Annotated in this window: 19 protein-coding genes, 4 tRNA genes and 1 pseudogene; 21 read left to right on the plus strand and 3 right to left on the minus strand. The window is 58.2% G+C overall.

Annotated elements, in window-relative coordinates; translation table 11 throughout:
• The first annotated feature begins 179 nt into the window (after positions 1 to 179).
• From tnpA to MUW49_RS05315, 5 genes and pseudogenes are all read left to right on the plus strand, one after another.
• The gene (gene tnpA / locus MUW49_RS05290; protein ID WP_210557652.1) at positions 180 to 584 is read left to right on the plus strand and encodes an IS200/IS605 family transposase; all 405 of its coding nucleotides are present in this window, start codon (positions 180 to 182) and stop codon (positions 582 to 584) included.
• 86 nt (positions 585 to 670) lie between these two features.
• Positions 671 to 1,840 (plus strand): annotated as a pseudogene (locus MUW49_RS05300) (UPF0149 family protein).
• A 150-nt stretch (positions 1,841 to 1,990) separates the two neighbouring features.
• Positions 1,991 to 2,461: a MarR family winged helix-turn-helix transcriptional regulator gene (locus tag MUW49_RS05305; protein WP_010674639.1), complete on the plus strand. Its 471-nt coding sequence runs from the start codon at positions 1,991 to 1,993 to the stop codon at positions 2,459 to 2,461.
• On the plus strand, positions 2,458 to 2,646 hold the full coding sequence (locus tag MUW49_RS05310; RefSeq protein WP_043155974.1) for a DUF4250 domain-containing protein: 189 nt from the start codon (positions 2,458 to 2,460) through the stop codon (positions 2,644 to 2,646). Before MUW49_RS05305 ends, MUW49_RS05310 begins: the two co-directional genes overlap by 4 nt.
• A gap of 161 nt (positions 2,647 to 2,807) precedes the next feature.
• Positions 2,808 to 2,987, plus strand: a complete 180-nt coding sequence (locus tag MUW49_RS05315; RefSeq protein WP_049636389.1) for a hypothetical protein — start codon at positions 2,808 to 2,810, stop codon at positions 2,985 to 2,987.
• Positions 2,988 to 3,082: 95 nt separating this feature from the next.
• Here the strand turns inward: MUW49_RS05315 and MUW49_RS05320 are convergent, their stop codons facing one another.
• A complete protein-coding gene (locus MUW49_RS05320) occupies positions 3,083 to 3,670 on the minus strand; it encodes an FMN-dependent NADH-azoreductase (protein ID WP_039039094.1) in 588 nt (195 codons plus the stop codon).
• Positions 3,671 to 3,896: 226 nt separating this feature from the next.
• Between MUW49_RS05320 and MUW49_RS05325 the strand changes: the two genes are divergently transcribed.
• The 4 genes from MUW49_RS05325 to MUW49_RS05340 all read left to right on the plus strand — a co-directional run bounded on the left by MUW49_RS05325 (position 3,897) and on the right by MUW49_RS05340 (position 7,167).
• Complete coding sequence (locus MUW49_RS05325) at positions 3,897 to 4,787, plus strand: DMT family transporter (protein WP_041211382.1); 891 nt, start codon at positions 3,897 to 3,899, stop codon at positions 4,785 to 4,787.
• A 73-nt stretch (positions 4,788 to 4,860) separates the two neighbouring features.
• Positions 4,861 to 6,039 (plus strand): formate-dependent phosphoribosylglycinamide formyltransferase, encoded by a 1,179-nt coding sequence (purT, locus tag MUW49_RS05330; protein WP_052814503.1) that lies wholly within the window; start codon positions 4,861 to 4,863, stop codon positions 6,037 to 6,039.
• Positions 6,040 to 6,167: 128 nt separating this feature from the next.
• The gene (hxpB, locus tag MUW49_RS05335) at positions 6,168 to 6,827 is read left to right on the plus strand and encodes a hexitol phosphatase HxpB (protein ID WP_043155976.1); all 660 of its coding nucleotides are present in this window, start codon (positions 6,168 to 6,170) and stop codon (positions 6,825 to 6,827) included.
• 136 nt (positions 6,828 to 6,963) lie between these two features.
• Positions 6,964 to 7,167: a CPXCG motif-containing cysteine-rich protein gene (locus MUW49_RS05340; RefSeq protein ID WP_005336871.1), complete on the plus strand. Its 204-nt coding sequence runs from the start codon at positions 6,964 to 6,966 to the stop codon at positions 7,165 to 7,167.
• 78 nt (positions 7,168 to 7,245) lie between these two features.
• Here MUW49_RS05340 and MUW49_RS05345 read toward each other — a convergent pair whose 3' ends face one another.
• The gene (locus MUW49_RS05345) at positions 7,246 to 7,536 is read right to left on the minus strand and encodes a YciI family protein (RefSeq protein ID WP_029314482.1); all 291 of its coding nucleotides are present in this window, start codon (positions 7,534 to 7,536) and stop codon (positions 7,246 to 7,248) included.
• 102 nt (positions 7,537 to 7,638) lie between these two features.
• On the minus strand, positions 7,639 to 8,250 hold the full coding sequence (locus MUW49_RS05350) for a riboflavin synthase (RefSeq protein WP_039039091.1): 612 nt from the start codon (positions 8,248 to 8,250) through the stop codon (positions 7,639 to 7,641).
• Between the two features lie 133 nt (positions 8,251 to 8,383).
• On the opposite strand from MUW49_RS05350, the gene MUW49_RS05355 reads away from it, so the two are divergent.
• From MUW49_RS05355 to MUW49_RS05410, 12 genes are all read left to right on the plus strand, one after another.
• On the plus strand, positions 8,384 to 8,590 hold the full coding sequence (locus MUW49_RS05355; protein WP_010674629.1) for a YaeP family protein: 207 nt from the start codon (positions 8,384 to 8,386) through the stop codon (positions 8,588 to 8,590).
• A gap of 151 nt (positions 8,591 to 8,741) precedes the next feature.
• A complete protein-coding gene (locus tag MUW49_RS05360; protein WP_029314480.1) occupies positions 8,742 to 10,121 on the plus strand; it encodes an MATE family efflux transporter in 1,380 nt (459 codons plus the stop codon).
• A 194-nt stretch (positions 10,122 to 10,315) separates the two neighbouring features.
• Positions 10,316 to 10,392, plus strand: a tRNA-Val gene (locus MUW49_RS05365).
• 11 nt (positions 10,393 to 10,403) lie between these two features.
• Positions 10,404 to 10,480: transfer RNA gene (locus MUW49_RS05370), tRNA-Val, on the plus strand.
• 29 nt (positions 10,481 to 10,509) lie between these two features.
• Positions 10,510 to 10,586 (plus strand) — tRNA-Val (locus tag MUW49_RS05375).
• A 34-nt stretch (positions 10,587 to 10,620) separates the two neighbouring features.
• Positions 10,621 to 10,697, plus strand: a tRNA-Val gene (locus tag MUW49_RS05380).
• Between the two features lie 636 nt (positions 10,698 to 11,333).
• Positions 11,334 to 12,020 (plus strand): hypothetical protein, encoded by a 687-nt coding sequence (locus MUW49_RS05385; RefSeq protein WP_133280083.1) that lies wholly within the window; start codon positions 11,334 to 11,336, stop codon positions 12,018 to 12,020.
• A gap of 165 nt (positions 12,021 to 12,185) precedes the next feature.
• On the plus strand, positions 12,186 to 12,785 hold the full coding sequence (locus MUW49_RS05390; protein ID WP_052814506.1) for a restriction endonuclease subunit S: 600 nt from the start codon (positions 12,186 to 12,188) through the stop codon (positions 12,783 to 12,785).
• Positions 12,785 to 14,062, plus strand: a complete 1,278-nt coding sequence (locus MUW49_RS05395) for an N-6 DNA methylase (protein WP_113978632.1) — start codon at positions 12,785 to 12,787, stop codon at positions 14,060 to 14,062. Before MUW49_RS05390 ends, MUW49_RS05395 begins: the two co-directional genes overlap by 1 nt.
• Positions 14,063 to 14,130: 68 nt before the next feature.
• The gene (locus MUW49_RS05400; protein ID WP_133280082.1) at positions 14,131 to 14,592 is read left to right on the plus strand and encodes a hypothetical protein; all 462 of its coding nucleotides are present in this window, start codon (positions 14,131 to 14,133) and stop codon (positions 14,590 to 14,592) included.
• Positions 14,593 to 14,747: 155 nt separating this feature from the next.
• Positions 14,748 to 15,638, plus strand: a complete 891-nt coding sequence (locus MUW49_RS05405; protein ID WP_113978639.1) for a WYL domain-containing protein — start codon at positions 14,748 to 14,750, stop codon at positions 15,636 to 15,638.
• Between the two features lie 45 nt (positions 15,639 to 15,683).
• Positions 15,684 to 18,077, plus strand: a complete 2,394-nt coding sequence (locus MUW49_RS05410) for a class I SAM-dependent DNA methyltransferase (RefSeq protein ID WP_113978629.1) — start codon at positions 15,684 to 15,686, stop codon at positions 18,075 to 18,077.
• The last annotated feature ends 13 nt before the right edge of the window (positions 18,078 to 18,090 follow it).

The following is an 18,090-nucleotide window of genomic DNA, read 5'->3' on the forward strand; positions in this document are numbered from 1 at the left end:
CGTTTGGTTTCTGCCAGCCCGTGATTCCAGACATAACGAGCACAACCGCCCAACTGGCGCAGGCGTTGCGCTTGTTGTTCGGTCGGTTCGAGTCGGAATTTGTAGGCTTTCAGAATTTGCATTTAGCGCTCAGTGTGTAGCATTATCACCATATCTATGGTGCCCGATTGAGTGAAAGAATGCAATTCACTAAAATTAATAAATCACGCCATGCAGCCTACATTTTGCACGTACATTTGGTGTTTATCACCAAGTATCGAAAGCCGACATTGGGGGAGCTGCATCACGCTTCATTCGGTCAGTGTGCGGTAGAGATTTGCAGAGATTTTGGTGCGGAACTGAAAGAGTGTGACGGAGAGGCTGATCATGTTCACATGCTGATAGAGTACGGCCCAACAGTGCAGCTATCGGTGCTGGTGAACTCGTTAAAGGCGGTCACATCAAGGCGACTGCGTAATGAATTTCTGGACTTGAGGGGTGCTTACAGCAAACCCGTACTCTGGTCATGCTCTTACTTTGTGGGCTCTTGCGGCGGTGCGCCGTTAGAGGTGATCAAGCAATACATTCAAAACCAGCGGGGCTGACGCCCCGGCGAAATTCCCCTCCCACCTACGTCGGAGGGAGTCCCCTTTCGCATTTAAGATGGATCCAGACCCACAGCCAGCAGGAGATGAGTTACCCCGCCCTGCACGGCTTCCTGTGCGCCCGTCTGGCGGGGCCCGTAGCCCCCGACTGGCAAGATCCGCTGGCCGGCCTGCTGCCTCATGATGCGGCGCTGGACGAGAAGAGTGCCGAGGCGCTGCATCACCTGATCGCCGAGCTGGAAGCCCAGGCCGACGACGCGCAGCTGGCCCTGCCGAGCCAGTGTCGCCTCTCTACCGACAACCCGGAGCAGGTGTTTGACAAGCGCCATCCTCTGGGCTAATGGAGCTATGGCTTCAGTCAGGGGGTAGCCTGCTGGCCGGCGCCGACCGACCTGAACGATCCGGCGACCCGCTATCGCTTCAGCCTGGTGGCCGAGCTCTGCCTGTTTCGCGACAAGCCCATGGCCATGATGCTGCACCAGGCTACGGCCAGCGAGCCCCCCTTCCTCGATTTTTGCAAGCGTCAACGCCAGCAGATGAAGACGGCCCTCAACCTCCTGCTCGGCCAGGATCACTACGAGGCCGAGCCTGAAGAGAGCCCGTCCCTGGACAACGAGCAGACTCGCCAGTGGCAGCAGTGGTTCGAGCTGGCGGCAGAGAGCCGCGATCCCCTCCCTCGCCTTGGCTGGTTCGAGCGCATCATTGCCGATGCCAACCTCCTGTTCGATGAGGCATTCTGGCAAGCCCACGCGGGCCATGGCTGGCAGGTCCCCGAGGCACGCCCTCTGATCGCGGCCAGGGCCGGTCGAGCCGATTGCCTGCTGCGACTTGGGCAGCTTGGGCAGGCACGGGATGAGTACCTGGCCCTGCTCGCCCTCTGTCGCGCCGACGAGCCCGCTTGCCGCCACCCCCTCTCCACCCTCTATGCCTGGCAAGGGGAATGGGATGCCCTGCAACAACTGCTGGTGCGCTTTGATGAAGCCTCCTGCTGGCTGCTTTACAACAAGGCCTTGATGAGCTTTGTCTGCGAAGGGGAAGCGGCGGCGCGCCCTCATCTGGCGGCGGCAATGGAGGTCAATCCCCATGTGCCCGCCACTTTGCTGGGCCAGCGCCGCTTGCCCAAGCAGGAGCCTCGCCGCTGGCAGGGAGGCAGCCGTGACGAGGCGGCGCTCTACGCCTTGCAGAGTCGCGAGGCCTGGCTGACCCACAACGCCTTGATATGGCTGCGAAAGAGTGCGGGCAAGCAGGCCAGTTGAGACCCCAATTGCCGATTCGATGACAGAACACGTGCGCAAACGCACATTTTTCTGGTGACTGGTCAGACAAATGCCCCTGTGTTACGTATCATCAAGGCCAAAGTATCAAGAGAAACTGCACCCGATGCAGCCGCCACAGCAGGATGTCATATGTCGAAGATCATTGAGCTGCTCGCGCACTACCCTCCTTATCAGCTGGTTCACGCCGCTGAGATGGTGCGCGATACCTTTGAACAGTTTTATCAGCAGCGGTACCAACTCACCGTGCCCCAGTGGCGCCTGATGATGGTGCTCGGCCCCCACTACCCCATCAGCCAGAAGGAACTGGTGGAGGCGAGCGGCATGGACAAGGTACGGATCTCCCGCGAGATCCATCGTCTGGTGGAGAAAGGCATCCTGTTCACCGAGAACAGCGTGCAGGACAAGCGCATCAGCCTGGTCTCCTTCACCCCGGCGGGGCTCACCCTGTTCCAGCAGCTCAAGACGGAGGCGGGAAGCTGGCAGCACACCCTCACCGACTATCTGCCGGCCGAGGCGCGTCAGAGCATTCGCCTGCACCTGCAGAGCGTCAGCGATGCCATCGAACAACTTCACCTGCTGGACAACGAGCAACCCTCATGAAGCTAAACAACTTTGCCACCATGGATGTCAACATGCTGCTGAGCCTGGTCAACATGCAGCTGCGTGATCACTACGAGGATCTCGATGATCTTTGCCGGGCGCAGGATCTCGACAAGGAGGCCCTGGTCGCCAGGCTGGCCAGCGGCGATTTCCACTATCAGGAAGATCAGAAGCAGTTCAGATAGGGATCCGGATCACAACCCGACCCATGCCGCTGGCTCCGTCGGCAAAAGCTGCTAAGGTGGTGGCTACCCGGTCCGTTGATGTTCGCAAGAGGTATGGATACATCTTGTTGTCACAGACCGCGGTTAGCCTCTTGTTCACCACCCGCAGCCAAGGATGACCCATGATGCGCCTCATTCGACCAACCAGCCTGATCACCCTCTGCACATTGCTGGTGATCAGCCTCTTCCTCCCCCAGGTCCCCACCAGCGCCGAGCAGTGGCTCACCACCCTGCTGCTGGCCTCCCTGGTGGCGGTCTTTCTGATGGTCGGCAGCGGCTGCCGCCACTTCCTGCGCGAATAACGACGCCAGAGCGTGATGCCTGCGCAAAAACAACAACGCAGCCCGAGGGCTGCGTTGTTGTTTCAGGATACTGGGGGCCAAGGCCCCGAGTCGCATCAGTAAGCCAGGGTTTCCAGCTGCTCCTTGGCCTGCTCGATCCCCTTGGCTTGCGCCTCCGGCCCCATGCCCATGCCTTCGGCATAGATGAAGTCCACTTCGTTGATGCCGATGAAGCCCAGCACGGTACGCATGTAGGGGGTCACCAGGTCGGTGGCATTGCCCACGTGCATGCCGCCACGGGGGCTGACCACCAGGGCGCGGGTGTTCTCCACCAGGCCGACCGGACCGGTCTCGGTGTAACGGAAGGTCACGCCGGCACGGGCCACCAGATCGATCCAGTTCTTCAGCTGGGTCGGGATGTTGAAGTTGTACATGGGGGCCGCGATGATCACCAGATCGCTCGCCTTGAGCTCGGCGACCAGCTCGTCGGACTGGGCCAGCACCGCTTGCTGACGCTCGTTCAGGTTCTCGCCACCACGCAGGCCCATGGCCAGCTCGCCGTCCAGCACCGGCAGGTTCAGGGTCGCCAGATCGCGTACCTGGATGGTGTCACCCTGGCGCTCGGCCAGGTAGCCGTCGATCAGGGCGTTGGATTGGGAATACTGGCCCAGGATGCTGGACTTCAGAACGAGGATATTGGCCATGGTGAAACTCCATTTGATTGTCAATTGAACAGCCAGGCTGTCGATGGAGGTCACTATAAAGACTGGCATTAAAGCCTGATAGCGAAAATAGATGCTCAAGTCATTCAAAAAATTTGATGTCTGTGCATTTCCTCGGCAGAGAGGGGCTCATCAAACTCCGCACCCTTGGCATGACAAACGATTGCCGTTATGATCCGCCGCACTTTTTGTACGTGATCCGGATCTCATGACCTCCTCCCGCAGGCACTCCCCCTTTGCCGGCGCCGTCTGGATGATGGTGGCAGGCCTCTGCTTCGCCGCCGTCAACAGCCTGAGCCAGTATGTCAGCTTCACGCTCGGCCTCCCCTCGACCCAGGTCGCCTTTCACCAATATCTGATCGCCCTGGTCTGCCTGCTGCCCTGGCTGGTGCGCCACGGTCTGCGCCAGTCCCTGATGACGAACCAGCTGCGCCTGCACCTGCTGCGGGTCGCCCTGGCGGTGACCGGCATCCAGTTCTGGCTCTGGGCCCTGGCGGTCCCCGTCCCCATCTGGCAGGGGATCGCGCTCTTGATGACCTCCCCCCTGTTTGCCACCCTGGGATCAGCCCTCTTTCTCAAAGAGCAGGTGAGCCGGGCCCGCATTCTCGCGACCCTGGCGGGGTTTGTGGGCGCCATGCTGATCCTGGCTCCCTGGACCGACGACTTCACCCTGGCCTCCCTGCTGCCGGTGGCGGCCGCCCTCTTCTGGGCAGGCTACTCCTTGCTGGTGCGCTATCAGGCGGCCAGCGAGTCGTCCCACACCATCGTCGTCTACCTGCTCGTCTTCAGCACCCCGTTCAACGCCATGCTGGCGATCCCTGAATGGCAGTGGCCGAGCGAAACCCAGTGGCTGCTGGTGGCCGCCTCGGGCGTACTGTCGGCACTGGCCCAGATGTCCATCGCCCGCGCCTACAGCGTGGCGGAGGCCTCCTTCGTGCAACCTTTCGATTTTGCCAAGCTGCCCATGAACGTGCTGGCCGGCTGGCTGGTATTTGGCTGGGCGCCCCCCGGTCGCTTGTGGCTGGGGGCGGCCATCATCATCGGCGCCATCACCCTGCTCACCCATCTGGAGCAGCGCGCCCACCCACCCACTTCCTGAGGTACGCCATGCGTGCCTCTTTTTTTGCTCACCCGGATCAGCCCTGCTGACCACCGACCTCAGGAGAGATCAGATGTTTGGAACCGCCACCCGCCCCACTGCGACCCGCGCCCTGCTGCTGGGATCAGGCGAACTCGGCAAGGAGGTCGCCATCGAGCTGCAGCGGCTCGGTATCGAGGTGATCGCCGCCGACCGCTATGCCAACGCCCCCGCCATGCAGGTGGCCCACCAGGCCCGCGTGCTGGACATGCTGGATGGTGCCGCCCTGCGCGCCCTGGTGGCCGAGGTCAAGCCCGACCTCATCATCCCCGAGATTGAAGCCATCGCCACCGACACCCTGGCCGCCCTCGAGCAGGAAGGGGTCAAGGTGGTGCCCAATGCCCGCGCCACCCAGCTCACCATGAACCGGGAGGGGATCCGTCGCCTCGCCGCCGAAACCCTGGGACTGCCCACCTCTGCCTACCGCTTTGCCCAGAGCAAGGAGGAGTTTGTGGCCTCCGTCGAGGCCATCGGCTTGCCCTGCGTGGTAAAACCGGTGATGAGCTCCTCCGGCAAGGGGCAGAGCCTGCTGCGCGACCTCGCCAGGCTGGATGAAAGCTGGACCTATGCCCAGGAGGGGGGCCGTGCCGGTCGTGGCAAGGTGATTGTCGAAGGCTTCGTTCCTTTCGAGTACGAGATCACCCTGCTCACGGTGCGCGCCGTCGATGGCATCCACTTCTGCGAGCCTATCGGCCATCGTCAGGAGGATGGCGACTACCGCGAATCCTGGCAGCCCCAGGCCATGAGCGAGCTGGCCCTGGCCCGCTCCAAGGAGGTGGCGGCCAAGGTGGTCGAAGCCCTTGGCGGCTACGGTCTGTTCGGGGTCGAGCTCTTCATCAGGGGTGACGAGGTGTGGTTCAGCGAAGTCTCCCCCCGCCCCCACGACACCGGCATGGTGACCCTGATCTCCCAGGATCTCTCCGAGTTCGCCCTGCACGTGCGCGCCATCCTGGGGCTGCCCGTCGGCACCATCACCCAGTACGGTCCGAGCGCCTCTGCCGTGGTGCTGCGGGAAGGCCACAGCCAGGATATCCGCTATCAGGGGATTGGCGAGGCACTGGCCCTGGTGCCGGGTGCCCAGTTGCGTCTCTTTGGCAAGCCGGAGATCGCCGGTCGTCGTCGCCTCGGGGTGGCGCTCGCCCGTGGACAGGATTGCCAGGAAGCCGTGGAGCAGGCCAAGACGGTGGCAGCCCGGGTAGAAGTACTGTTCTAGGCAATCCGCTTTACCACGCAAAAACAAACGTTTATCTGCGTGATCCGGCGCAAGGGGCAGGTGACTGCCCCTTTCCCATTGAAGCACCAGGCTTATAATCCCCCCTTCACCTATGTCAGGAGTACAAGATGTTAACTGCCGTGATCTTCGATATGGATGGTGTTCTGATCGACTCGGAACCCTTCTGGCAACGGGCACAGATGGCCGTCTTCGCCGAACTGGGCCACTTCCACACCGAGGAGGACTGCAACTCCACCATAGGGGTGCGCATCGATCAGCTGGTGGCCCACTGGTACCGGATCCGCCCCTGGAGCAGCCCCAGCCAGGAAGAGGTAGTACAGCGCATTCTGGATCAGGTGATCGCGCTCATCCTGCAAGAGGGACAGCCCAAGGCCGGGGTGCTGGAAGCCCTCGACCTCATCGAGGCCCAAGGGCTCAAGATCGGGCTCGCCACCTCCTCACCGTTTGCCATGGTCGAGGCGGTGCTCGGCAAACTCGGCATCCAGGACCGTTTCATGGCGGTCCACTCCGCCGAGGTGGAGCGCTTTGGCAAACCCCACCCGGATGTCTATATCCACGCCGCCGAGAAGCTCGGCGTCGAGCCTGTGCACTGTCTCGCCATTGAGGACAGCTTCACCGGCCTGCTGGCGGCCAAGGCAGCCTCCATGACGGCGCTGATCGTGCCGGACCCGGCGCTGGTCGGCGATCCCCGTCTGGCCATCGCCAACCACGAGTTGCGCTCTCTTGCCGAGCTGAACACAGAGATGCTGGCCGGCTGGGTCAAGTAGGCAACACCCTGGCGGACTGACCTCCTGCCTCGCTTGAGCCCGCTCATAAACGTGCGCTTGCTCGCGGTTGCGCCGCCTTGTGGCGACTAGAATCAGCAGGAGCACAGAGACGGCCCACGGGCCCGAGGAGGTCACCATGATCGAGTACACCAGCAAGCGTATCGTCTGCCCCCACTGCGGCCACCACACCCGGGTCGAGCTGGATGCCAGCCAGGGGGATCAGGAGTTCTACGAAGATTGCATGGCCTGCTGCAACCCCATCCACCTGCGGCTGCACCGGGATGAAGCCCGCGACTGCCTGCAACTCTTCGTGGATGCCGACGACGAGCAGCTGTTCTGAATTCCCTTGTCCAGACACAGATAAAAACAAACGGGACCCTGTGGGTCCCGTTTGTTCTGGTGCCATCGTCAGGCTGGATCACGCCTCCCTCAAGCACGCCGCCTTCGCCGACGTCATGGTCGGAACAAACTCCACCACCTGATAATCGGCCGCCTCTGCCTGCTTGAAGGGATCCTCTGCCAGCATCGCCTCCAAGGCGTCTCGGCTCACGCCCTGCGCCAGTATGACGCCCCCGACTCGGGGTACCCGACGCCCGGACGCCAGAAAATGGCCTGCGGCATATTGCCGCTCCAGCCACGCAATGTGGGCCGGGATCAGGGCATCGATCTCCGCCAGCGGTTTCACATAGGTCAATGTCACGACAAACATAGAGAAGTCTCCAAGGCTCTGGGGCGGCGCCTCTTCCACAAGAGGGCGCCTTTCCCGTGATGCCGCCCTCCTCTTCGAACCCTGGGGGCAGCGCTCAGGTGGTTACTGGCGCGCCGCCAGCACCCGCTCCACCGTGTCGACGATGGCCTGGGTCTGGGGGTCTATCTCGATGTTGGTCCGCCAGCCGGCCTTGACCCAACCCAGGTTGGTCCGGGCCAGGGTCTCGGGGATCAGGTTGACGCAGAACTCGCTGGCGCGCACCTCGCCCACGGTGAGGCTGATGCCGTCGATGCCGATGTAGCCCTTGGTCAGCACGTACTTCATAAGCGCAGGATCGAGGCGATACCACACCTGGCGGTTGTTGGGGGTGTCGATGACCGAGGTCACCTCGGCCGTCCCCATGATATGGCCGGACATGGCATGGCCGCCAATCTCGTCCCCAAAGCGGGCGGCCCGCTCCACGTTGACCTTGTCACCCACCACCAGTTGCCCAAGGTTGGTGAGGCGCAGAGTCTCCTGCATCAGATCGAAGCTGACCAGATCCCCCTCCACCCGGGTGACGGTCAGGCAGCAGCCGTTGTGGGCCACCGAGGCCCCCAGGGCCAGCCCCTCGCCCCAGGCCGGGCTCGGCATGCGGATCACGTGGGTGCGAAAATTGGGCAGTGAATCGATGGCCACCAGTTCGGCGGTCCCTTGTACGATGCCGGTGAACATGAGTCTCTCCAGGCTGTGAAAATTGTCGGCAGGTTACCCCCGGCCACCTTGCAAGACAAGGGTGCCGGCTGACAAGGAGAAGCGCGATCGCTATAGTGACCCCAATCAATCCAGACTGAACGAGGAAACAAAAATGCAGGTATATCAATGCTGTGAAGCCATTCGCATCGCCTACAACCAGATTGGCTCCGGTGAGCAGGGTTATGTGCCCCAGGCCATTGCCGCCAGCATACGGGCGCTCAACGCCGTGGCCTCCGACGAGCGGGTACCGGCGGATCTGCGCGAGCAGGCGGCCTATGCCGCGGCCAACCTGCTGATCAGCGATCACGAAGACGCCTGATCCCGGCTACAAATCTGCCGCCGACCTTCCCCGTTGGCGGTTTTTCAGGCTAGAATGACACCCCCGCATCTTGTCTCCTCAGGACGAGGAGGCAAAAGCCCATCTCTCTTGCCCGCTCTTTCTCTTTTATCTGGTCCACTCGGAGGTGTCAGTGCAACGTTATTGGTCCGAGGCGAAGCAGCTCGTTCGTCTAGCCAGCCCCATTCTGGTCGCCCAGGTGGCCCAGATCGCCATGAACTTCGTCGATACCGTGATGGCGGGACAGGTGAGCGCCGTGGATCTTGCCGCCGTGTCGGTGGCGTCCAGCTTCTGGTTGCCGATCATCTTGCTGGTGCAGGGCATCATCATGGCCCTCACCCCCATCGTTTCCCAGCTCAACGGCGCTCGCAAGCAGGACGAGGTGCGCCCCGCCGTGCACCAGGGCTTCTGGCTCGCCCTCATCGTCACGCCCATCGCCATGGTGGCACTCTATTTCAGCCCCCTGGCACTGCAATTCATGGACGTGGATCCCGTCATGGCGGCCAAGACTGCCGGCTACCTGCACGCCATCCTGTGGGGCCTGCCCGCCTTCGTGATGTTCCAGGTGCTGCGCAACTTCAGTGAGGGGCTCTCCCACACCATGCCGACCATGGTGATCGGTTTCGTGGGACTCGCGGTCAACATCCCCGCCAACTACATCTTCATTCACGGCCACTTCGGTATGCCGAAACTCGGCGGCGTCGGCTGCGGCGTGGCCACTGCCATCGTGCTCTGGGCCATGCTGCTGGCGATGATCGTCTATGTGAAGTGCTCTGCCCACTTCAAGCGCATCAACCTGTTCGCCCAGCTGGCACGCCCCAACGGCAGCCGGATCTGGCGCCTGTTCCGCTTGGGGTTTCCCATCGCCATGGCCATCTTCTGCGAGGTGACCCTGTTTACCGTGGTGGCCCTGATGCTGGCCCCCTTCGGCGCGGAGACGGTGGCGAGTCACCAGATTGCGCTCAACTTCTCCAGCCTGGTCTTCATGCTGCCCCTCTCCATCGGTGTCGGCGTGACCATCCGGGTCGGTCACAACATAGGGGAAGGTCAACCGGATCAGGCCAGGGTCGCCGCCCGCACCGGCCTGATGCTGGGCATGGGCGTCGCCGCCGCGACCGCCGCCCTCACCGTGCTGCTGCGCGACCCCATCGCGGGGATCTACACCGACGACCTGCAGGTGATCGGCCTCGCCGCCACCCTGCTCTTCTTCGCCGCCATCTACCAGATCTCCGACTCGGTGCAGGTGGTGGCCGCGGCGGCTCTGCGCGGTTACAAGGACACCCAGGCCATCTTCTACGTCACCATCGTCGCCTATTGGGGGCTGGGTCTGCCCACCGGCATGATCCTGGGGCTGACCGACTGGGTGGTACCGCGCATGGGCCCGCAGGGCTTCTGGATAGGCTTCATCGTCGGTCTCACCTCCGCCGCCCTGATGCTGGGGGCTCGGCTGCGCGTCATCTACGGCCGCTTCGCCAGCCCCGCAGCCTGCACCGCCCTCTCTCGGGCGCAATAGGGCGCGGCCAGGGGCACGGGGAGCCGCACTTTTGGGACGGCTCGCCTGTAAAATCAACAGGCTGCACAAGAACTGGGCAAACAGTCTCCTTTGTGCATGTCCCTTGTTGACAGCCTTGGGGGCCATGGGTAGTATGCCGACCACGCCAGCAGTGCTGGCGGGATAAAACGGGTTTTCAACCCGGTTTATGAAGTGGGTTTATAGCTCAGTTGGTTAGAGCACTACCTTGACATGGTAGGGGTCGTTGGTTCGAATCCAATTAAACCCACCACTTTTCGTGATGCGTCCTTAGCTCAGCTGGTTAGAGCACCACCTTGACATGGTGGGGGTCGGTGGTTCGAGTCCACTAGGACGCACCATGATTGATGATTAGATTTTCGAATACGATGCGTCCTTAGCTCAGCTGGTTAGAGCATCACCTTGACATGGTGGGGGTCGGTGGTTCGAGTCCACTAGGACGCACCATTCGAAAACAGTTCATCAATAAAAACAACAAATTGCGTCCTTAGCTCAGCTGGTTAGAGCACCACCTTGACATGGTGGGGGTCGGTGGTTCGAGTCCACTAGGACGCACCAAATTCAAAAAAAACCCGCTTTCGAGCGGGATTTTTGCTTTTTGTCGCATTAGTTTTTTCGATTCAAAAATCAGGCGTCATCCGACACTATTTTTTGCCTCGTGCCTAGAAAAGGCACTTCCGTGCCCAATGTCATAGGCACCGCCTGATCTCATCAAACCCAAGCCAGACCCCTATCCTATCGGGCGCAGCCCCAAAATCGTTGCTCATTGGTGGCCATTCTTTATCTCGTGCCTAACAAATTTGATCCCGTGCCCAATTCACTAGGCACAATGAAGTGTTGCAGTGCAGCTTGATGGCCCCTACCCCATAACATCAAGCGAACGAGAAGAGTCAGTCGGCAGGCCCTACGCCTGCAGGATGCTTTTAGCGGTATCCATGCGGTACTTCTGTTTGGCGATTTACAAGATCCCCTGAATCCATCAAAGCATAGCTACTAGGCCGTGTATCCATGGCGGAGCGAGGGTGGCTATAACGGATTCAATACAACACAACAAAAACCGCAGAATAGCTGGTAAAAATACCGAAATATCAATTAATTAAGGAATTAACCAGAACTGATATCATGCCTTTGACGTGGTTCAAAGAGATCGATTCGATGGGGAAAAAACGACGACATCGTCATAGGTCGCCAGTCATGTACACGACTACAACATGGCGTCCAAGACATGCAGCTCGCTCACTCAATCAGATAATAAAAGTGGTGGCAAAAATTCATCATACTTGGCAACGTCATGTCCACGTTGATGAGGAAGAGTATGATGACGCTGCTTTTTTTTCTCTCAGTTCAGAACTTCGCCATTACTCAGGCAAGCACCCTGACTGGGAGCTGTTCTACCGCATCGATATCAAACGGGATCTGATGTATCGCAAGCTCCATACTCGTCCACTTCGCGCATTCTCAGCCGTTAGACCCCGACCGACATCAACCCGACGCATCTTGTCTTTAAAACCCCAGTCTGAATTACCACTACGCCCAGAAAAACTATTCAGTTGGCCAAGCACAGTGATCTCAGCCTCCCACGCCGGTTTGCCCGAAAGCAAATGGCCCAAGGTCGGTATCTTTCAATCAGTGGGCTACTGGGTCGGAGAAAAGCGCCTGTATCGCAACCAGCGCCTGAAATTATTGCAATGGGTCTTTGAGCAAGAGTTACCGCTCGTTGAAGATCAGGCCTATATGGCGGAATGGGGAAACCCAGCAGAGCCCGAACGGTTAGAGAAGATGGCAAAACAATCGCAGCCTTTATCCGTAGTGCCAAGAGGCGCCAGTCGGCCAACATGCGCCAAGCGATCGCAGACTGGGAGGCCGATCTGGCTTGGCTGAAACAGCACTACTACGTGACCCATGAGCTGGCAATGGCCCGCGACATAAGCATGACACAACGCCCCTAAAATCGTTTTAATCGTACGAAATAAATCATTGACAGAATATCATCACCCGTGGAATGATAACTTCATCGCTTAATCGTACAAAGGAAACGAAATTAAAATGACCAGCTATACGATCGAAGATCTGTGTCATTGCATCGTCACTGGTGCAACCAATAGTGTCTATGAAAAAGCTGATGCTGCGGACGCACAACACTTTCTGCTAACCGGAAGTTGCCTCAATCAACAAGGGCAGATCGAGGCCGACCAGTTGACCCCCATCTGCGTTAAGGATGAAAAAAGCATTGCGCGCTTTTCTCTCCAGACAGGTGACGTCGTGCTGCTGGCAAGGGGCAGTACCATTCGTGCGGCCTATGTGGATGAAACAACCGCTCAACTAGGTGTGCTGGCCTCTGCCAACTTCCTGCTGTTGCGACCCAAGAAGGAACTGCTGCTCGGTGAAACCCTAGTTGCCTTTTTGAACAGCCAATTGGGGATAGCCATGCTGGAACGGATGAATACTGGCGCAGTCATCCAGAACATCAGTGCCTCGAGTCTGAAAAAAACCGAAATCCCCTTGCCATCTTTGCATGATCAGCAACGCCTAGCCGAGCTGTTCCATGCTCGTAACCTGGCCTATATGGATACGCTCGCACTGGCCGAACAACAGAAAAAAGCGGCAGATGCCTGTATTGAGCAATTGCTGAAAGGAGATGCCTGATGCAAGACATGCTGCTGAAAATGACTCAGATTATTGAGTCTGCCCGTGGCGCAATGGAGCCATTGCACGCCATCGAACTGCTCTCGTTTCTTGGTCTATTGGCCAAGCAGGATCCTGATGGATTTAGCGCTATCGTCAACACCGGCAGCAAACACCAATATGAAGCCATGCGTGAGCTGGGAAAGAAGCTGGCAACGCAGCTTCAGCTTCCTGAAGCCGTATTTTGTAGTCCCGAAGCACATCGGTTCGATGACAAGGTGCTAGCTGAGTTGATGAGCTGGCTGGAGCAGGTTACCGATTTTACGGCCTTCGCTCGTGCCATCCGGGAGCTCTATTGCCTCGGCTTTACTCGCTCAAGAAGCATGGAAAGCTCCAATCCGAGTTTGATTAGCCTCTATCAAGCCCTGTTGGGTGATTGTTCACAAAAGACGTTGTTTGATGGTGCAGCTGGAATGGCCGCAGTGACTTCGGCATTACGACCACAACATGCCATCTTGATGGAGATTAATCATACCACCTGGCTGATCTCATACCGCTTGCTACTCCTTGAAGCGCAGAGCATGGAGTTCCATCGTGCCGATGCACTGCTGGTGGCCGACATAGGTAAAAGCTCAGCGGATGTAGTAATCCTTGAGCCGCCATTAGGCATCAAACTGGCAGCCGATCAACGCCGCGAATTGGCAAGGGTCGATTATCTGCAAGTTCCTGCCGGTGATGCGGTCTCGGCCATGGCGGCCGATGGGCTCTGGTTACAATTGGCGATGCAAAAGCTGACCGACCAGGGAACGGCACTACTACTGATGCCACAAGGCTGGACATTCCGGCCAGGCTACGATGCACAGGTCCGGCAAACGCTGCTGGAAAGTGAATATCTCGAGGCCTTGATTAGCCTTCCAGCCGGTTTGATCTCGGGAACCGGTATCCCCTCAGTGCTGGCCATTCTCAAGAAATCCCGCCCACAAGGTGCACCGGTTCGGTTGGTTGACGCCAGTGGCTTGGGTTCCCCTAGCCGACAAGGCCGTACCCTCAATCAAGATGAGGCCAAACTGATTGCCGATTGGGTGCAGGGCTCTGAGACATCAGAACATAGCCGAATGATCAATCTAAGCGAACTGCGCACTCAGGAGTACAACCTCAGCCCCAGTCGCTACTTTGAAAAAGAGGTGCAGGTCGAAGGGCTCGATATCGACAAAGAGATGGCCTTATTGGCCGAAAAGCAGCAGCGATTTGATGCATCACAAAAGCAACTGACCAGGTTATTAAACAGTTTTAAATAACGATAAGCAGACCGCCCGATCCAGTAATAAAGAAGAGGTAATTCATCATCCATCAACCGGAGGTAAATATGAAAAATACAGAGGTATCACTTAACGTGACGGTTCACTACCAAGCCCATCAAGGTGTTTCACCTTGGGCTAAGCCGCCACAACAAGAGCCAACGAGTGACTATCGACTTTCACCTGGCCATAAGGATATTCAGATATCCAAGCGCTTGATGGATGACTTTGTGTTCTATTTCGTGACTCACGGCGATAAGAAGCTGAACTTGGGACGAAAGAAGACGGCGCAACAGGTCGTCACCGCTGCCTTCTGTTTTTTTGCTGGCAAAGCGCAAGGTGAGTCGACCCGGCCTATGTATGTCCTGTATCGAGGGGAACGGATCGATTTTGATGCCCCCCAGCTGATTTTCGCGGCGTATATGCGGCTAATAAACGCCAAAAGAGACGCCTACGCGGAGGCGCGTCTCAAAATTCTCGCTGAACTGGTGTTCTATGCCCGTCTTGCCGCCAAGTCTCACTACCACTGACGCGCAAATCGACTTTTGACCATACAGCTGGCGTGAACAGATGTAGATGTGAAGAAGTGCCATCTGCATCTAGTTTTTTTACTCAACTAATGGTTTCCAAGCGCATTGGATTGTTTTACGATGAACCTAATCTTTTTTATCAGGTGCAAGTATTGATGTTAGCCAGCGTCATCCAGAAACGTCTCGAGGCCCTGCCACAGGCGACTCGAGAGCGGATCGCCCATATCGACTTCACCTTGATGTTCAAAGGTGAAGCGGTGCGGGCCGATCTGATTACTCGCTTTAACATGGCGCCCGCTCAGGTCACCAAAGACTTCATGCTCTATCGCGAGCTGGCACCGCAAAACATCGAATACGATGCCAAGCGACGAGTGCACATCCGCGGCGCGGCGTTTGCGTCACTGTTTGAGTATGACCCGCTGCGTACCCTCGCCACCTTGAGTCAGGGCTTTGGCGACGGCTTCTCTGGCAAAGGCATGCTGCCCTTTGCCTGTGAGGCGCCGCACCACCTCAATCAACCGGCACTGGCGATTGTCGCCCAACTGACCGCAGCGATTTACCGTCGCTGTGCCCTACGCATCCGCTATGTCTCGCTCAGTAGCGGGGAAACGGTGCGGGACATAGTGCCGCACACGCTGGTCGACAGCGGCTTGCGCTGGCATGTCCGCGCCTATGACCGCACGCATAGCGAGTTCCGGGATTTCGTACTGACGCGCATCGCTCACGCGCAACTGCTGGCCGAAGAGAAGGCCCGAGCAGAAGAGCTCCCAGACGTAGATGCTCAATGGACAACGCAGGTAACGCTGGCGCTTAGGCCCCACCCTGCCCGTCAGTACCCCGAGGCCATCGCCCTCGACTACGCCATGACAGACGGTGTCAGACACGTCACAGTGCGGGCCGCCACGGCGGGTTATCTGCTGCGCCTGTGGAATGTGGACTGTTCCGCCGACCATCATCTCGACGGCCCCGAATATCAGCTCTGGCTGGCAAATCCGGACTGCCTCGATAACGTCAGCAATGCGACGTTGGCACCGGGTCGAACTTAATTTTTTATTTTTTACCGGGCGAGCCCGGAAAGACAGGACAACAAGATGGATCACAGTGTACACAACAAACTGGTTTCTTTTATCTGGAGTATTGCCGATGACTGCCTGCGCGATGTCTATGTGCGCGGCAAGTATCGTGATGTGATCCTGCCAATGGTGGTGTTGCGTCGCTTGGACACCCTGCTTGAACCCACCAAGCAAGCGGTACTGGACGACGTCCATTTCCAGCAACAGGAGATGAATGCCGTCGAGCTGGACGAAGAGCCGCTCAAAGCCGCCTCCGGTTATGTCTTCTACAACATCTCCAAATGGACGCTCAACTCCCTGTTCAATGCGGCCACCAATAACCAGCAGATCCTGCTGGAAAACTTCAATGAATACCTCAATGGCTTCAGCGATAACGTCAAAGAGATCATCAGCCGCTTTAATCTCAAGGCGCAGATCCGCCATATGGCCGACAAACAGGTATTGCTGGATGTGGTCGAGAAATTTATCTCCCCCTATATCAACCTGACGCCAGAGGACGGTGAAGATCCGGAGGGCAATAAACTGCCCGCCCTGACCAACCTCGGCATGGGCTATGTGTTCGAAGAGCTGATCCGCAAATTCAACGAAGAGAATAACGAAGAGGCCGGGGAACACTTCACCCCGCGTGAGGTGATCGAGCTGATGACCCACCTGGTGTTTGACCCGATCCAGGATCAACTGCCGCTTACCCTCACCATCTATGATCCGGCCTGCGGCAGCGGCGGCATGCTGACCGAGTCCCAGAACTTTATCGAAGAAAAATACCCGGCCCAGGGTGCCAGTCGCGATATTCACCTCTACGGCAAAGAGATCAACGACGAGACCTACGCCATTTGTAAGTCCGACATGATGATCAAGGGCAATGACCCGGCCAACATCAAGGTCGGCTCGACCCTGTCGACCGATGAGTTCTCCCAGATGCGCTTTGACTTTATGCTCTCCAACCCGCCCTACGGCAAGAGCTGGGCCTCGGAGCAGAAATACATCAAGGAAGGGACTGAGGTCATCGATAGCCGCTTCAAAGTGCAGCTGGCCGATTACTGGGGAGAAGTGGATCCCAAGGGCTGTGATGCCACGCCACGCTCCAGCGATGGTCAGCTGCTGTTTTTGATGGAAATGGTCAGCAAGATGAAGTCCCCCATCACCAGCCCCTTGGGTAGCCGCATTGCCTCGGTGCATAACGGCTCTAGCCTGTTTACCGGTGATGCGGGCGGTGGCGAGAGCAATATCCGTCGCTATCTGATTGAAAACGACATGCTCGAGGCTATCGTCCAGTTGCCGAACAACCTGTTCTATAACACCGGCATTACCACCTATATCTGGCTGCTGAACAACAACAAGCCGCACTCACGTCAAGGCAAGGTACAGCTGATCGATGCCAGCCTGCTCTATCGCAAACTGCGCAAGAACCTGGGAAACAAGAACTGCGAATTTGTCCCCAAGCATATTGAAGAAATCACCAACACCTATCTCGCCTGTAGCAATGTAGAACGCCAGCTGGACGCTAATGGTGACCCGATCGGCATCGCCAGCAAGGTGTTCAAAAACGAGGATTTTGGTTACTACAAGGTCACCGTCGAGCGGCCGGACCGCCGCAAGGCCCAATTTAGCGCCGAGCGCATCGCAAGCCTGCGCTTTGACAAGTCGCTGGCCGAGGTGATGGCCTACTGCTACGACCGCTATCAGGAAAAGGTCTATACCCCCGGCTTCTTGCAGGAACACAGCAACGCCATCCTCGAGTGGTGCGAACAGAACGAGATCAGCCTCAATACCAAGGCCAAGGGCAAACTGCTCGATACCGGCTTCTGGCTCGACGCCCGGCAGTTGCTGTTTGTGGCCCAGACCCTGATGCAGAGCATCGGTGACCAGGAGTTCAACGACTTCAACCAGTTTAAAGACGAGGTCGATGCCGCACTCAAGGCCAACCAACTCAAACTCTCGGCGACCGATAAAAACGCCATCCTCAATGCCGTCAGCTGGTATGACGACACCGCCGCCAAGGTGGTGAAAAAGGTGGTCAAACTCAACGCCGATAAGCTGGCCGAACTGCTGGAGCGCTATAGCTGTGAAGAGGCCGATCTGCCGGATTTCGGTTACTACCCCACTGGCAAAAAAGGCGAATTCGTGACTTACGAGAGCAGCAGCGACTTGCGCGACAGCGAGTCGGTGCCACTGAGCCAGAGCATCTACCAGTACTTCCTCGATGAGGTCAAACCCCATGTCGGGGAAGCCTGGCTGAATATGGAATCGGTGAAGATCGGCTATGAAATCAGCTTTAACAAGTACTTCTACTGCCATAAACCGCTGCGCTCACTCGAGACCGTCGCTCAGGAGATCTTGACGCTGGAAAAACAAGCCGATGGCCTGATTGCCCAGATTTTGGGTCTCACCACATCCCTACCCCAGGCATAAGCAGGAGACGATA

This window comes from Aeromonas sp. LsrichE-8G (assembly GCF_022869435.1).
GTDB classification, from domain to species: domain Bacteria; phylum Pseudomonadota; class Gammaproteobacteria; order Enterobacterales; family Aeromonadaceae; genus Aeromonas; species Aeromonas caviae.